12 protein-coding genes are annotated in these 14072 nt (G+C 72.7%); 8 read left to right on the top strand and 4 right to left on the bottom strand.

Going from position 1 to position 14072, the window contains the following annotated elements; all coding sequences use genetic code 11:
* Positions 1-35: 35 nt before the first annotated feature.
* Entirely contained in the window at positions 36-305 is a 270-nt protein-coding gene (locus ACFW48_RS06500; RefSeq protein ID WP_386310976.1) for a GlsB/YeaQ/YmgE family stress response membrane protein, read from the top strand.
* 13 nt (positions 306-318) lie between these two features.
* On the opposite strand, the gene ACFW48_RS06495 is transcribed toward ACFW48_RS06500, so the two are convergent.
* Positions 319-1278: an NAD-dependent epimerase/dehydratase family protein gene (locus ACFW48_RS06495; protein WP_386310975.1), complete on the bottom strand. Its 960-nt coding sequence runs from the start codon at positions 1276-1278 to the stop codon at positions 319-321.
* A 430-nt stretch (positions 1279-1708) separates the two neighbouring features.
* On the bottom strand, positions 1709-2935 hold the full coding sequence (locus ACFW48_RS06490; protein ID WP_386310973.1) for an MFS transporter: 1227 nt from the start codon (positions 2933-2935) through the stop codon (positions 1709-1711).
* Positions 2936-3061: 126 nt separating this feature from the next.
* On the opposite strand from ACFW48_RS06490, the gene ACFW48_RS06485 reads away from it, so the two are divergent.
* Positions 3062-3634, top strand: a complete 573-nt coding sequence (locus ACFW48_RS06485) for a TetR-like C-terminal domain-containing protein (protein WP_386310972.1) — start codon at positions 3062-3064, stop codon at positions 3632-3634.
* A 91-nt stretch (positions 3635-3725) separates the two neighbouring features.
* A complete protein-coding gene (locus tag ACFW48_RS06480) occupies positions 3726-4217 on the top strand; it encodes a nucleoside deaminase (RefSeq protein ID WP_386310970.1) in 492 nt (163 codons plus the stop codon).
* 123 nt (positions 4218-4340) lie between these two features.
* Here the strand turns inward: ACFW48_RS06480 and ACFW48_RS06475 are convergent, their stop codons facing one another.
* Positions 4341-5042 (bottom strand): chaplin, encoded by a 702-nt coding sequence (locus tag ACFW48_RS06475; protein ID WP_386310969.1) that lies wholly within the window; start codon positions 5040-5042, stop codon positions 4341-4343.
* Positions 5043-5301: 259 nt separating this feature from the next.
* On the opposite strand from ACFW48_RS06475, the gene ACFW48_RS06470 reads away from it, so the two are divergent.
* From ACFW48_RS06470 to ACFW48_RS06455, 4 genes are all read left to right on the top strand, one after another.
* Positions 5302-6906 carry an alpha/beta hydrolase gene (locus ACFW48_RS06470; RefSeq protein WP_386310967.1) on the top strand — a complete coding sequence of 535 codons (1605 nt, stop codon included), beginning with the start codon at positions 5302-5304 and terminating at the stop codon, positions 6904-6906.
* A 110-nt stretch (positions 6907-7016) separates the two neighbouring features.
* Entirely contained in the window at positions 7017-8111 is a 1095-nt protein-coding gene (locus ACFW48_RS06465; RefSeq protein ID WP_386310966.1) for a chemotaxis protein, read from the top strand.
* 116 nt (positions 8112-8227) lie between these two features.
* On the top strand, positions 8228-9247 hold the full coding sequence (locus tag ACFW48_RS06460; protein WP_386310964.1) for a Gfo/Idh/MocA family protein: 1020 nt from the start codon (positions 8228-8230) through the stop codon (positions 9245-9247).
* Between the two features lie 272 nt (positions 9248-9519).
* Positions 9520-10842: a PP2C family protein-serine/threonine phosphatase gene (locus ACFW48_RS06455; protein WP_386310963.1), complete on the top strand. Its 1323-nt coding sequence runs from the start codon at positions 9520-9522 to the stop codon at positions 10840-10842.
* Positions 10843-10857: 15 nt separating this feature from the next.
* On the opposite strand, the gene ACFW48_RS06450 is transcribed toward ACFW48_RS06455, so the two are convergent.
* On the bottom strand, positions 10858-12372 hold the full coding sequence (locus tag ACFW48_RS06450) for a hypothetical protein (RefSeq protein ID WP_386310962.1): 1515 nt from the start codon (positions 12370-12372) through the stop codon (positions 10858-10860).
* A gap of 304 nt (positions 12373-12676) precedes the next feature.
* Here ACFW48_RS06450 and ACFW48_RS06445 point away from each other — a divergent pair, with 304 nt between their 5' ends.
* A complete protein-coding gene (locus ACFW48_RS06445) occupies positions 12677-13819 on the top strand; it encodes an aminoglycoside phosphotransferase family protein (RefSeq protein WP_386310960.1) in 1143 nt (380 codons plus the stop codon).
* The last annotated feature ends 253 nt before the right edge of the window (positions 13820-14072 follow it).

Raw genomic sequence — 14072 nt, 5'->3', positions numbered from 1 at the left:
CACTACCGCGGGGGTCTTGACAAGAAGGGGCGGAGATGGAGATCGACGGCATCATCAGTGCCATTGTCATCGGAATCGTCATCGGCGTCCTGGGGCGACTCGTCGTCCCGGGCCGTCAGCGCATCGGGGTCCTGTGGACGATCCTCGTCGGCATCGCGGCCGCGCTGATCGGGTCGTGGATCGCGATGGCGTTCGACGTGGCCGACACCGACGGCGTCGACTGGGTCGAGTGGCTCATCCAAATCGGCCTGGCCGCGGTCGGCGTGGCCGCGCTGGACCGGTCGCGGCCGCGCACACGCCGCTGAGGACGCGGGACCGTCACCGACCGCCGAGCCACTCCTCGTACCAGGTCACGGTGGCCTCCACGGTGTCGGCGAGCGGCTTCGGGGCCACCCCGAAGGAGCGCTCGAAGGCGGTGGAGTCCATTATCTGGGGTTCCGTGTGCTGGTAGAACATCTCCGCGTACTCGGCCATGAACCGCTCGTCGAAGGGGCCGATGGGGCGGGGCTCCGCGAGCACCGTGACGTTCAACGGCCGGCCCACGCGCTTCTCGATCATCGTGTGGATCTCGCGCGTGCTGACGGCGGGCGCGGTGGGCAGATGCCAGACACGGCCGTCGCCCTCCGGTCGCTCACCGAGGGTCGCGAGACCGGCCGCCACGTCCCGGATGTCCGTGTAGCTGTGCGGCAGGTCGATGTCGCCGAACCCCAGGACCTCCCCGCCGGTGAGCGCGCCCGGGAAGACGGCGGCGCCGAGGGACGAGTTGAGCACTCCGGGACCGACGAAGTCGGCGCTGCGGCCGAGGGCCACCCGGGCCCGGCCGGCCCGGTGTGCGGCGAGGTACCGCTCGTCGAGTTCGGCACGCATCCGCCCCTTGCGGCTGGTCGCCTGCCAGGGGCTGTCCTCGGTCATCACCGCTCCCCCGGTCTCGCCGTACGGGTAGAGCGTGTCGAGTACGACCAGCCGGGCCCCGGTCGCTTCGACGGCCGCCAGGACGGCTGCCTGGACGCGGGGCATCACCTCCGTCTGGAGGTGGTAGTCCACGTTGACGCAGTGGTACACGACAGCGGCGTCACTGGCCGCGGCCCGGGCCCCGTCGGCCGTGCTCACATCGGCGGCGAACCGCTCGACACCCTCGATCGCGGGACCGTCGGCCTTCCGGTCGACGAGACGGACGGGATACCCCCTGCGGACCAGCTCACGAGCCAGTCCGGTACCGGCGGGTCCGGACCCCAGGACGGTGTGCGGGGCGTACGGCTGCGGGGTGGCGGCGGACATGACGGCCCTCTTCTCTTCGTTTCCTTCGCGCGGACAGCGAGAGGTTCCGCTATCCCTACTCCCTTTAGTTAGAGACTGTAACTCTCGCAATTGGCCTTAGCAATAGGCCACCGGCCAGCAGGGCCAGCTACACGATCCCGGCGCGCCGCACGCGTGCTCCGGGGGCAACACCGCTCACGCGACGAAGAGTGGCGTACGGAAGCGGCAGGAGGCGCCTGGTCAGCCCGCCCCTGCACGAGTGGGTGAACGACGCGGCGTGTTGGGGGCCACATCGCCGCCACGCGGCCATCCGGTCCGCGGCGGTGTGGGCCTCCACGTCGGCCAGAGGCCTCGCCGTGGCTTCGGGGGACTCCCCCGGGAAGTGGTGGCTGCCCAGGTCGACGAGCACGATGTCGAGGGAGGGCTGCGGCGGTCGCCGCGGGCCGGTGCCTCACTCGCCCGGGGTCGCGACGGCGCGGCGCCGCGTCCGTAGCTGGTTCAGGCGCAGGAGGAAGGCGGCGGAGACGATCGCGACGATCGCCAGCGCGTAGATCTCGGTGGCGGTCCGCAGGCCCAGGGCGGTGACGGCGATGCCGCCGAGCACGGCGGGCACGCTGTTGCCGAGGTAGTTGATGATGTTCGCTGAGGCGAAGACCGCGCTGCGTTCGTGCGGCCTGGCGATCCGGGCGAAGGTACCGAACGTCGCCAGCACGGAGGCGCCGAAGCCGACGCCCGCGACGACGGTGCCGAGGGCGCAGAGCCATACGAGGTCCGCCACGATGCCGGCGAGCGCGGTCAGGACGCCGAGTCCGAGCAGCGCGGACGAGGGGGCCAGCAGCGAGGACGCGGAACGGGAGCGGAGCGCGGCGACCGTGAGCGCTCCGGTGCCCGCCAGCAGGGCCACGACGATGCCGCCGACCAGGCGGCTGTGCAGCCCCAGCAACTGGGCCGCGACCGACGGGCCGAGGGAGAGGAACAGCCCGGCCAGCGCCCAGCTGGCGATCATGGCCGGTACCACCGGGACGATGTCCGCGCGCAGGTGCGGGGGCAGCGCGGCCCGCGGGCGCAGGGAGGCGACGGCTCCCGGCCGGCGCGGGGAGGTCTCCGGCAGGAGAGCGGCGACCATCGCCGCCGGCACCATGGCGCCGAGCAGCAGGGCGTAGACCAGTCGGGTCGGGACGGGGCCGAACTCCACCAGTGCACCAGAGCCCAGAGCGCCGAGAGCGAGCCCGGTCAGGGGGGCCACCGAGGTGACGACGCCCGCGAGCCCAGGGGCGTGCGGCGGTTCGAGGTCGACGAGGGTGGCGCTCAGGGTGGCCGTCGCCGCCCCGGTGGCGATGCCCTGCAGCACCCTGGCAGCAGCCAGGACGGTCACGTTCCCGGCGGTGAGGAACAGGACGAGCGCGACCATCTCCAGCGCGATCGCCGCGGCGAGCACCGGTCGGCGGCCGAGGTGGTCCGACAGCCCGCCGACGAGAAGCAACGAGCCCAGCAGGCCAACCACGTACAGGGCGAAGACGACTGTCAGCACCCACGCCGAGAAGTGCCATTGCTGCTGGTAGATCGGGTAGAGCGGGGACGGCACGCTGGAGGCGGCCAGGAAGACGACGAAGACGGCGGCCGCGCCGGGGAAGGCGGCCCCGCGCAGCACACGGTGCGTGCCCCTGTCGGACGGCACGGCGGATACAGCAGAGTCGATAGACATAGACTTCTCGCAGTGATCTGTGCGTTAGTAGCCCCGACGCTAACACAAACGCAGCGATCACTGCACTAATAGCGCAGTGATCAGTGCGATACTGGTCGGGTGTCCACTCCCGCTTCCCCCGCCCCACAGACCGGGAGCCGGCCTGGGGGCCGCTCCGCCCGAGTCCGCGCGGCCGTACACCGGGCCGTCAAGGAACTGGTCGCCGACGAGGCCGGCGAACCACTGACGATCCCGGTCGTGGCCGGCCGCGCCGGCGTGCACGCCACCACGGTCTACCGCCGTTGGGGCACCGTCGGTGAGCTGCTCGCCGACGTCGCGACCAGCCGCTTCTCCGGCGGCGTCGTGGTGCCGGACACCGGGAGCCTGCGCGAGGACCTGGAACGCTACGCGTCCGACCTCGCCAAGGACCTCTGTGACCCGGACACCCTCGCCCTGGTGCGCGCCACCATCGGCACCGGCGGAGAACAAGGCGCCGCCGCGTGCCGCGGAGAACGCCGGCAACAGCTCGAAGCCATGCTCGAACGGGAACAGGCGCGGGGCGGACGACCCCCGAGCCTGGAACGCGCCACGGACGCCGTGCTCGCGCCCCTCTACTACAGGGCCGTCTTCACCGACGAGCCCCTCGCCCCCGAATGGACACGCACTCTCGTGTCACACCTACTGCCGGACTGACCACGTCCCGTACGACTGCGACGAGACCGGCGGGCACCGCCTGCTCTCCCGCCGCCGGAAAGGATCACATGATCGAGGAGGGCCGTGCGCCATGGTCGTGAAGGAAACGGAGCTGCCGTATCTGCGCCGATGCGTGGAGCTGGCGGCCGAGGCACTGGAGGCCGGCGACGAGCCGTTCGGGTCGGTGCTGGTCGGCGCGGACGGCACGGTGCTGGCCGAGGACCGCAACCGGGTGGCCTCCGGCGACCGCACCCGCCACCCGGAGTTCGAGCTGGCGCGCTGGTCCGCCGCCCACCTCGCCCCCGAGGAGCGGGCCGCCGCCACGGTGTACACGTCCGGCGAGCACTGCCCGATGTGCGCCGCCGCACACGCCTGGGTCGGCCTGGGACGCATCGTGTACGTCGCCTCGTCGCAGCAGCTCGGCGAGTGGCTGGCGGAGCTGGGTGTCCCGGCACCGCCGGTGCGGACGCTGGCGGTGCGGGAGGTGGCGCCCGGCGTGCCAGTGGCGGGCCCGGTACCGGAACTGACGGAGGGGATCCGCGCCTTGCACCGCCGTTTCCACGAGGGACGGGCCCGAGCGTAAGGGGTCACGGACGAGGTCACCGAGCGGCCTCTGCCGCGCCGGGCGCCGTCGTACGTGTCCCGACGAAGCGGGTCGCCCCGGCGACGCGCTGTCCGGCGCCCCGGGACGAACGTCCGCTCTCGGTCAGCTCCCGGTCCCCGGCCGGAACCGCCGGTAGAGGACGACTCCGCCCAGCACGAGCGCCGTGCCGCCCGCGAGAGCGGGCAGGGTCTGGTCCGCCCCGGTGCGGGCGAGGGACGCCGACGTCTGCGGCGGGGCGGCGTGCGGGACCGGCTTCGGCCGGGCGCGCTCCTCTTCGGGTACGGACGGCTCCGGCTCCTGCTCCGCGGGGGGCCGCTCGGACTCGGGGTGGTCGCCGGAGGTGTTCGTCGACTCGTTGCCGACGGCCGGGTTGCCGATGCCGACGACGTTGACGCTGTTGCCGGTGACGTTCACCGGGAGGTGGACCGGCAGCTGCACGCCGTTGCCGGAGAGCACGCCCGGTGAATCCTTTCCGCCGCCCTCGGCGACCGCACCGCCGGACGAGCCGGTGTCGGCGGAGGTGGCCGTCCCCTTGTCCGTCGCACCGGCACCCTCGGTGTTGGCGCAGCTGTTGCCCGCGGCCGGGTTGAGGAGCCCCACCACGTTCACCGTGTTGCCGCAGACGTTGACCGGCACGTCCACCGGGAGCTGGACGGTGTTGCCCGAGATCAGCCCGGGCGATCCGGCGGCGGCACCGTCGGCGGCGGCGCCGCCGGACGCGAACGCCGCGTATCCCGGCATCGTCACGGCCAGCGCGCCGGAGGCGGCGACGGCGAACACCGCGTTTCGGGTAACCCTTCTCATGAGGTTCCCTGCCTTCCAGACATGGTCACGGGCGCTCGCCCGCACCGGTTAAAACGCGGGCGCACCATCCGAGTTATGGCTTATAGGTCTTTCACTCCATCGAGTGGCCGTTTTGTCGAACGAGCGGCAAAGCGTCCGTACACCCGCCAAAGCCCCCGTGCGACCGGGGGCGCCGCCCGGAGGCGAGGCGAGCGAGGCCCGCTTATGGTGATCGAGGGCGCCGACCACCGGTCCGCGACGGGGCGTCCGGGAGGCATCGATGCAGGCCAAGCTGTCGACTCGGCCCTCGGTCCGGCGCTGCGCGGTCACCGGAGCGCTCGGGCTGGCCCTGCTGTCCACGGGGCTGCCCGCCGCGACCGCACGGAACACCGGGCCCGACCTGTCTCGGTTCCACGACCAGAAGATCAAGTGGTCGGCGTGCGAGGGCATGGACGTACCGAAGGACCTGCAGTGCGGTAAGGTCACCGTCCCCCTCGACTACGACCGCCCCAAGGCGGGAACACTCGACCTGGCCCTCGCCCGGTACCGGGCGACGGGTGAGTCGCGGGGCTCGGTGCTGCTGAACTTCGGCGGGCCGGGCGGCTCCGGCGTCAGCGAACTCTCCGCCGGCGGCAAGGACTTCATGCATCTGACCAACGGCTACGACGTGGTGACCTTCGACCCCCGCGGCGTCGGCCGGTCCTCGCCGGTCACCTGCGGCCCGGCCACGCTGGACATCGTGGAGGCGACGGACGGGGACGAGAAGCTCACCGACCCGCAGGACGTACTACGGCGCCTGCGGGAGGCGGCGGCCGACTGCGCCAAGCACTCCGGCCCGGTGCTGCCCCACATAGGCACGGTGAACGCGGCGCGCGACATGGACGTGATGCGCCGGGCGCTCGGTGACGACCGGCTCAACTACCTCGGCTTCTCCTACGGCACCCGGTTGGGCGCGGTCTACGCCGCCCGGTTCCCGGACAAGGTCGGCCGGATGGTGCTGGACGGCGTGGACACGCTGACGGAACCGCTGACCGAGCAGGGGCTGGCCGGTGCGCGGGGGCAGCAGACCGCGCTGGAGAACTTCCTCGACTGGTGCGTGGAGGACATCGCCTGCCCGTTCGGACAGGACGCCCGTCAGGCCCGGCGCCAGGTCGAGCAGGTCATCGCCTCGCTCGACGAGGACCCGGTACCGACGGGCTTCGGCGAGCCCTTCTCCGGACAGGACATGGTGGGCGCCATCGGTCAGGCGCTGTACAGCGAGGAGCTGTGGCCCTCACTGGAGCGGGCGCTCGCGCAGCTGCTCGAGGACGGCGACACCCGCGGCCTGGAGGGCTTCGTGTCCGGCGGCGTCACCTTCCCGGTCCGCGCGCGGACTCCCGCGGACACCGGCGGCGGCCTCACCGACCCGGAGGACGTCCCGATGGACAACCTGCCGGCCGCCCTGATGGCGATCAACTGCGCCGACGACCCCGACCGCCCCACCGCCGACCAGGTCGCGGGGTCCCTGGCACGGCTGCGCGCGCGGTACGAGGAGGCCTCGCCGGTCTTCGGCCGGTACCGCCTCACGCAGGTGCTGATGTGCTACGGCCGGCCCAAGGGCACGGACTACATCCGTGACGACGTGAAGGACCTCGACACCGCGAAGATGCTCCTCGTCGGCACCCGGGGCGACCCGGCCACGCCGTACCACTGGACGGTGGAGACGGCCGAGCGGCTCGGCCCCTCGGCGGTGGTTCTCGACAACAAGGGCGAGGGACACACCGGCTACGCGTCCTCCGAGTGCGTGCACCGCAAGGTCGACGACTTCCTGCTGTACGGCTCCCTGCCGCCCGACGGCAGCTCCTGCGGCTCCGAGGCCTCCCGGACCTCCCGGGACGACGACTGAACCGGACGGCCGAACCGGACCGCCGAACCGGACCGCTGAACCGGACGGCCGAACCGGGATAATGAATTGCTCCGAATGCCCGATACGCCCATCAGTCCTATCGTGCTGACATGGAGCACGATCTGAGTCCCGCCACCCTCGCCGAACTGCGGCGCCCCCGCCCGTACCCGGCCGTGTCCGTGCTGACGCCGACGCACCGCCGTGAACCGAACAACGCCCAGGACCCCGTGCGGCTGCGCAACGTGGTCGCCGAGGCCAAGAAGCAGCTGGAGGACGACCCGGCGGTCACCCGGGAGCGGCGCATGGAGGTGTCCCGGGAACTCGACCGGGCGCTCGCCGAGGTCGATCTGTCGCACGCCGAGGACGGCCTGGCGCTCTTCGCCGCGCCGGGTGAACACCAGGTCTGGACGCTCGCCCGCTCCGTCCCCGAGCGCGTGGTCCTGTCGGACACCTTCCTGACCCGCAACCTCGTCGCCGCGCAGGCCGCCGAGCGGCCGTTCTGGGTGCTGTCGGTCGCCACCGACCGCGTCACGCTGTGGAGCGGCGGCGCGGGCCGGGTCGTCGAGGACCGCACCGGCGACTTCCCTCTCGACCGGCCTCCGGAGAACTTCGACCCCGAACGCCAGGAACGGATCGGCGACGCGCCGAGCACCTTCCGGGACGAGACCACCCGCCGGTTCCTGCGCGAGGCCGACACCGTGATGGGCAGGGTCCTGCGCGCGCATCCCCGGCCGCTGTACGTCACCGGGCCGCAGCCCGCGCTGTCCCTGCTGGAGGAGACCGGGAACACCGTGCGGGACGCGGTCCTCGTCCCCCACGGAGGCCTCGCGCACGGCACGGCGGAGGCCGTGTGGCAGGCGGTGCGACCGGTCCTCGACGACGAGGCGCGGGGCGCCGTCGAGGCCGTCGCCAGGGAGTTGGACGCGGCCCGCGGGCGCAAGGACTTCGCGGCCGGCGTCGACGAGTTGTGGGAGAGCGCCCGCGCCGGCCGGGTCCGGCTGCTGGCCGTCGAGGAGAACTACAAGGTGACGATGCGCGACGACGGTGAGCACCTGCTCCCGGCGGACAGCGGCGACCTCGACGCCCGCGGGGACGTCGTGGACGAGATCGTCGAGCAGTGCCTGGAGACCGGCGCCGACGTCCGCTTCGTACCGGACGGCGCGCTCGGGGACGTGGACGGAATCGCGGGGGTGCTGCGGTACTGACGCCCCCCGCCGCGTCCCGGGAGCTCCGCCCCTCTTGACGACCATGAAACCCTGTTCGCCGTACCCGCGCCCGCTCCTCGGCGGGTGTGCGGCGGACGGGAAGGAGCCGGCGGAGCGTGAGCGAACTTCTGGGTGTGGCGGTCCTGGGCGCGGGACACATGGGCGCCGATCACGTACGACGCCTCGACCGCGTGGTGAACGGCGCCAGGGTCGCCGCGGTGGCGGACACCGACGCCGAGCGGGCCAAGGCGGCCGTGGGCGGGATCGACGGGGTCGTCGTGCACACGGACGTCGAGGCCGCGCTCGACGCGCCGGGCGTCGAGGCCGTGCTGATCGCCTCGCCGGGCGAGGCGCACGAGGAGGCGCTGCTGGCCGCCTTCGCGCGGGGGTTGCCGGTGCTGTGCGAGAAGCCGATGGTGCCGGACTCCGCGGGAGCGCTGCGCGTGGTGGAGGCGGAGGCGCGGCTGGGCCGGAGGCTGGCGCAGATCGGGTTCATGCGGCGGTACGACGCCGAGTACCGGCGGCTGAAGTCGCTGTTGGACGGCGGGCGGCTGGGCCGGCCCCTGATGCTGCACTGCGTCCACCGCAACGTGTCCTCTCCGCCGCACTTCACCTCCGCGATGCTGGTCACCAGTTCCGTCTCGCACGAGATCGACGCGGCCCGCTGGCTGCTCGGGCAGGAGCTGACCGCGGTGACCGTGCTCCGGCCGCGCCCGTCGGCGGGCGCGCCCGGGGGGCTGCTCGATCCGCAGTTCGTGCTCTTCGAGACCGAGGGGGGCGCCCTGGTCGACGTGGAGATCTTCGTCAACTGCGGCTTCGGCTACGAGGTGCGCTGCGAGGCCGTCTGCGAGGCGGGCAGCGCCCGGATCGGTCAGGCGCACACCATGGTGGTGACGGCGGCGGGCGGTGCCCGGGAGGAGGTGCCGCAGGACTACCTCGTGCGGTTCGCCGACGCCTACGACCGCGAGGTGCAGAGCTGGGTCGACGCCACCCGGCGGGGCCGGGTCACCGGGCCGGGCACCTGGGACGGGTACGCCGCCGCCGCGGTCGCCGAGGCAGGGGTGCGGGCCCTGGAGACGGGAGCACGCGCACCCGTCGACCTGGCGCCCCGCCCAGCGCCGCACGACCCGTCATAGAACAGGGGTCCGACGAACACCAGCACGACGACACCGCCGGGCTCCGGCGCCCATCAAGTCCCGTAGGAATCCTACGACTTGGCGCTCGGCTCACGTACGCCGTTCGCGCGCCGAAGTCGCTCCGGGAAGACTGTGGCATATGCCCGGAGCACGACCGTATCGTGTGTCGCCAAATCCCTTACGGGGCGTCGCGGGCTGTGCAACAGTCGTAACGGTCCTTCCGCCAGCCTCGTTTCCGCCTTGGTCGTACCGTCAGCACATCGGAGTGCGTCATGTCGTCCCATCTCTCCGCGGACCACCCGGCCGCCCAGCCACCGGGACACGGCTCGGTCGAGGCCCTGATATCGCAGGCACGGCGGCTGCGGGGCGACGTGGACGCGGTACGGCGGGACAGCCAGGACGACGGAACGAACCCCCGCGGACGCTGGCAGCGCGCCCTGTACGACCTGGCGCTGCACCAACTCAGCGACCTCGACGCGCACTTGGCGCAGCTCCGGGACGGCCCGGCACCCGCCCCGCGGCCCGGTTCGCTGCTCAGCCGGGTCGGCAGCGCGGAGTGGAACCTGCTGACGGACGAGGCCGAGTGGTCCGGCGAGTTGTTCCAGATCCTCGGCCGCGACCCCGCCACCGCTCCGCTGAGCCTCGACGAACTCCCGTCCCTGGTACTCGCCGAGGACCGGCCCAAACTGACCGCGATGGTCACGGACTGCCTGGTCGACGCGCGGCCCATCGACGGCGAGTTCCGCGTCGTGCGCCCCGACGAGACGGTGCGTACCGTGCACATGATGGGCGAGCCCGTGCTCGACGCCGACGGCAGCACCGCCTCGATGTGGGCGGTGCTGCGGGACGTCAGCGAACTGCGCCGCAGCCAGCGGGCGGTGAGCGAGACCCGTGACTCGCTCCGGCGCCAACCGCTGTCCGCGGACACCGGGCAACGGGCCGCGGTCGAACCGCGGGAAGCCGTGCCGCCGCCCTGGCACGGCCTCCTGCGGTTCCCGCACGAGGGACGGCCGGGCCTGGATCTGGCCGCCGGGTACCTGCCGTCGACGGCACACGCAGCCGGGTGCGGCGCCTGGTACGACGCGTGCCCGCTCGCCGGCGACGAGACCCTGCTCAGCGTCGGCGACCTCGTCGGCCGGGGCGCCGACGCGGCGCAGGGCCCGGCGACGCTGATCGGTGCCCTGCGCGGCCTGGCGATGGCGGGTATCCGGCCCGCGCACCTCCAGGACCGACTCGACCGGTTGCTCGAGACCACCGCCCTGCCGCCCGTGCGCTCCGCCCTGTACTGCGGTTACCGGCCCCGCGCCCGCGCCCTTGCGTGGGCGCACGCCGGACACCCCGTCCCGCTGCTGTTCCGCGACGGGACGGGGCGGGGACTGGCCGGGCAGGCCGAGGCGACCCTCGAAGCCGGTGACCTGCTGCTCCTGCACACCGGCGAACTCGGACCGCCCGACGTGCGCCGGCTGCTCTCCCTGTCCCCCCGTCTGGCCGAGGTGCGCTCGGCACAGGACGGCGCACGGATCGTGACGGAGGAGTTCGACGAGTCCCCGCGCCACGCGGACGCCTGCGTGCTGGTGGCCCGGGTGACGCCTTAGCCAACGCGTCGCGCCCTACGCCGGAGCGATGTCGCCGCCCTTCCCCTTGGGCGACCTGCTGGGCGACTTGCCCTTGGGCAGCGCCAGTTTGATCTCCTCCCGCAACTCCTGGATCTTGGGGTAGCCGGCGTACTCGGCGGTGAGCCGGTACATCTGACGCAGTCGGTCCCAGGTCCGCTGGGAGGAGTTGGACCCCATCGACACCAGGGCGAGGCGGGCGTAGCGGTCCGCCTGTTCGGGGTCGTCGGCGATGAAGCAGGCGGAGGCCATGGACAGATAGTCGAAGATCTTCGACCGCTGCCGGCCGTCGATCCTCAGTGCCAGTGCCTTCTCCGCGTAGTGCTGCGCGTGCGCGGCGGCCCCCGGCTCGAAGTCGGCGAGCGTCCGGTAGGCCAGGGCCTGCATTCCGTACAGGTCCTCCTCCTTGAACGTCTGCATCCAGTCCGGCGGCGGCACGTCCGCCTTGTCGGAGACGAAGAGGTCCTCGGCCCGCCCCAGGGTGCGGCGCATCGCCTGGCCCTTGCCCATGGAGGCCTGTGCCCAGGCCTCGATGGTGTACAGCATCGCCTGAGTGCGCGGCAGCACCTCTTCGCCCGAACCGGACTTGGCGAGCTTCATCAGGTCGAGCGCGTCGTCGGGCCGGCCCAGGTGGACCATCTGACGGGCCGCCCGGGAGAGTGCCTCACCGGCCCGGGGCCGGTCGCCGCCCTCGCGCGCGGCGTGGGCGGCGATGACGAAGTACTTCTGAGCGGTGGGTTCCAGGCCGACGTCGTGCGACATCCAGCCCGCGAGGACGGCGAGGTTGGCGGCGACGCCCCACAGGCGCCGCTGGAGATGGGGTGGGTGGTGGTAGGCGAGCATGCCGCCCACCTCGTTGAGTTGGCCCACCACGGCCTTGCGCTGGAGCCCGCCGCCCCGGGCGGCGTCCCAGGCGCGGAACACCTCGACCGAGCGCTCGAGTTCCTCCACCTCCTGCGACCCGATGGGGGCGGCCTCGTAGCGGTCGAACCCGGCGGGGTCGGCGTGCAGGGGTTGGCGGAGGTCGGGAGCGTCGGCAGCCAGGGCCGGGTCGGTGTGCAGCCAGTCGTGCATGGCGCTGCTGAGTGCGGAGCCCGCGGCGAGCGCGGCGCCCGCGCCCACCAAGCCGCGTCGGTTGAGCATGAGGTCCATTCCCGTGAATTCGGTGAGGACCGCCGCAGTCCGCTCGGGCGCCCACGGCACACCGTCGGGATGTTCCTCGCTCCCGCCGCCCTGCCGTTTCCCCGCACGCCCGTGCCGGACCAGACCGAGGTCCTCGATGGTCACGACACGGCCGAGACGCTCGGTGAACAGAACCGCCAGCACCCGCGGCACCGGATCACGCGGGATCTCTCCCATGTCGATCCATCTCCGCACCCGCGAGGTGTCGGTCGCCAGCTGGGGGTGGCCCAGGGCCGCCGCCTGCCGGTTGACCAGCCTCGCGAGCTCGCCCTTGGACCAGCCGGCCAGGCCGAACAGGTCCGAGAGACGGGTGTTGGGTTCTTTGCTCACGTCAAGCCCCCAGGTTCTCGGCTGAGTTGACAGTAGCCCCGTGCAGGTTGCCGGGCGACTATTCGCCACCGTTCGCCAGGGTGCGCCAGATGGTGTGCCACGGGCGGCCGGGTGTCAGGTAGGAATGCGCCACCCCGACCCGGTTGCCGTGGGGTTACTCCCCAGGGTGGCCCTCGGCGGCCGGGCGGGTAGCGCGACGGCTTTCAGAAGGCGTGACCTTCCGGATCGGATCTTCCGGGATCGACCGGACGGGCACCGCGCTTCAGGCAGGCACAGCAGGCACACGAAGGGATCTGTCTCGCCCATGTACGCAGCATCGTCCTCCGTGTCCGCCCCGCAGCGTTCGCTGTACCCCCGTCCGGCGGCGGGCGGCGGCCCCTATCTCGCCCCCGCGCGTCCGGCGGCCCCGGTGCTCGGGGCGGGCAGGGCGCGGCGCGGCGCGGGCCCCGGCACGCAGCCGCTCAGCGGAAGAATCGACCTGTCCGGCCCCCAGGGCACCCAACTGCGCACGGCGATCGCCTCCGTGCACCGGATCTGCCCGGAGTTCGCCCCGGTGCAGGTGCTGCGCCGCAGCGGGCGGTCCGTGCTCCTGGTCGGTACGACCGGGCGCAGCACGGCGGTGGCCAAGTGTTTACTGGACCCCTCCCCCGCGTGGGCGGAGCGGATCCGGCACGAGATAGGGGCATACCGCTCGTTCGTCCGGCACCGCCCCCCAGTGCGGGTGCCGAGGCTGATCGCAGCGGACCCGGACAACTGCACGCTGGTGATCGAGCGGATGCCGGGGCGGGTGGCGGCGCTGCAGCGGCACCCGCTGGAAGCCCCGCCGCGGGCGGACATCAGGGCGGCGCTCGGCGCGATCTGCCGGCTCAACGCCTGGCGGCCGCCCGCGGGCACCTTCGACGCCCCGCTGGACTACGCGGCGCGGATCTCCCGGTACCACGAGCTGGGTCTGCTCACCGACCGGGACCTGGGCGATCTGCAGAAGCTGCTGCACGGCATCGCCCATGCGGGCGGACGCCAGGGCATGGGCCAGTTCTGCCACGGTGACGCGCTGCTGTCCAACATCCTCATGTCACCGGCCGGTCCGGTGCTGGTGGACTGGGAGCACGCGGGCTGGTATCTCCCCGGCTACGACCTGGCGACCCTGTGGGCGGTCCTCGGTGACGCCCCGGTGGCCCGCCGTCAGATCAGTCAGATCGCCCAGTCGGCGGGGACGGCCGCGCGCGACGCGTTCCTGGTGAACCTGATGCTCGTGCTGACCCGGGAGATCCGTACGTACGAGACGGCCGTGCAGCGTTCGATGCACGACACGGTTCCGGCACCACCGGCGCCGGCCCACCCGGGCGCCGCGCCGACCGGCGAGGAACAGCGGCTGCTGCTGCGCCGGCTGCACGACGACTGCCAACTGGCCCGCCGGGCCGTGCGTGCGGCGGTCGGCACGCGCTGACCGGAGCGACGGTTCGAGGAGGCGACGGTCCGCGGTGTGCCCTTCGGGGGCCACCGCGGATTTCGTGTGCCCGGGAACTCGCAGCGGCCATTGGTGTACGCCACTGACGCCGCGCAGGCCCGTGCGCCGCCGCCGCGAAACTCGCCCGACCCCCTGCTGACGTGGGAAATCGCCGTTGTGACGGCATGATTGACGGATCGTAGGACCGCCGGGTACCACTGACCCACGCTCGGCCCCGCACGCCCCGCCACGC

This window comes from Streptomyces sp. NPDC058812, from assembly GCF_042744565.1.
Lineage (GTDB): Bacteria > Actinomycetota > Actinomycetes > Streptomycetales > Streptomycetaceae > Streptomyces > Streptomyces thinghirensis.
The sequence above is the reverse complement of the archived record's forward strand: the minus strand, read 5'-3'. Positions and strand labels throughout refer to the sequence as shown.

Excerpts from the sequence above, each read along its gene's own strand:
- ACFW48_RS06500 (WP_386310976.1), top strand. The coding sequence starts at position 36 with ATGGAGATCGACGGCATCATCAGTGCCATTGTCATCGGAATCGTCATC.
- ACFW48_RS06495 (WP_386310975.1), bottom strand. The coding sequence starts at position 1,278 with ATGTCCGCCGCCACCCCGCAGCCGTACGCCCCGCACACCGTCCTGGGG.
- ACFW48_RS06480 (WP_386310970.1), top strand. The coding sequence starts at position 3,726 with ATGGTCGTGAAGGAAACGGAGCTGCCGTATCTGCGCCGATGCGTGGAG.
- ACFW48_RS06475 (WP_386310969.1), bottom strand. The coding sequence starts at position 5,042 with ATGAGAAGGGTTACCCGAAACGCGGTGTTCGCCGTCGCCGCCTCCGGC.
- ACFW48_RS06470 (WP_386310967.1), top strand. The coding sequence starts at position 5,302 with ATGCAGGCCAAGCTGTCGACTCGGCCCTCGGTCCGGCGCTGCGCGGTC.
- ACFW48_RS06465 (WP_386310966.1), top strand. The coding sequence starts at position 7,017 with ATGGAGCACGATCTGAGTCCCGCCACCCTCGCCGAACTGCGGCGCCCC.
- ACFW48_RS06455 (WP_386310963.1), top strand. The coding sequence starts at position 9,520 with ATGTCGTCCCATCTCTCCGCGGACCACCCGGCCGCCCAGCCACCGGGA.
- ACFW48_RS06445 (WP_386310960.1), top strand. The coding sequence starts at position 12,677 with ATGTACGCAGCATCGTCCTCCGTGTCCGCCCCGCAGCGTTCGCTGTAC.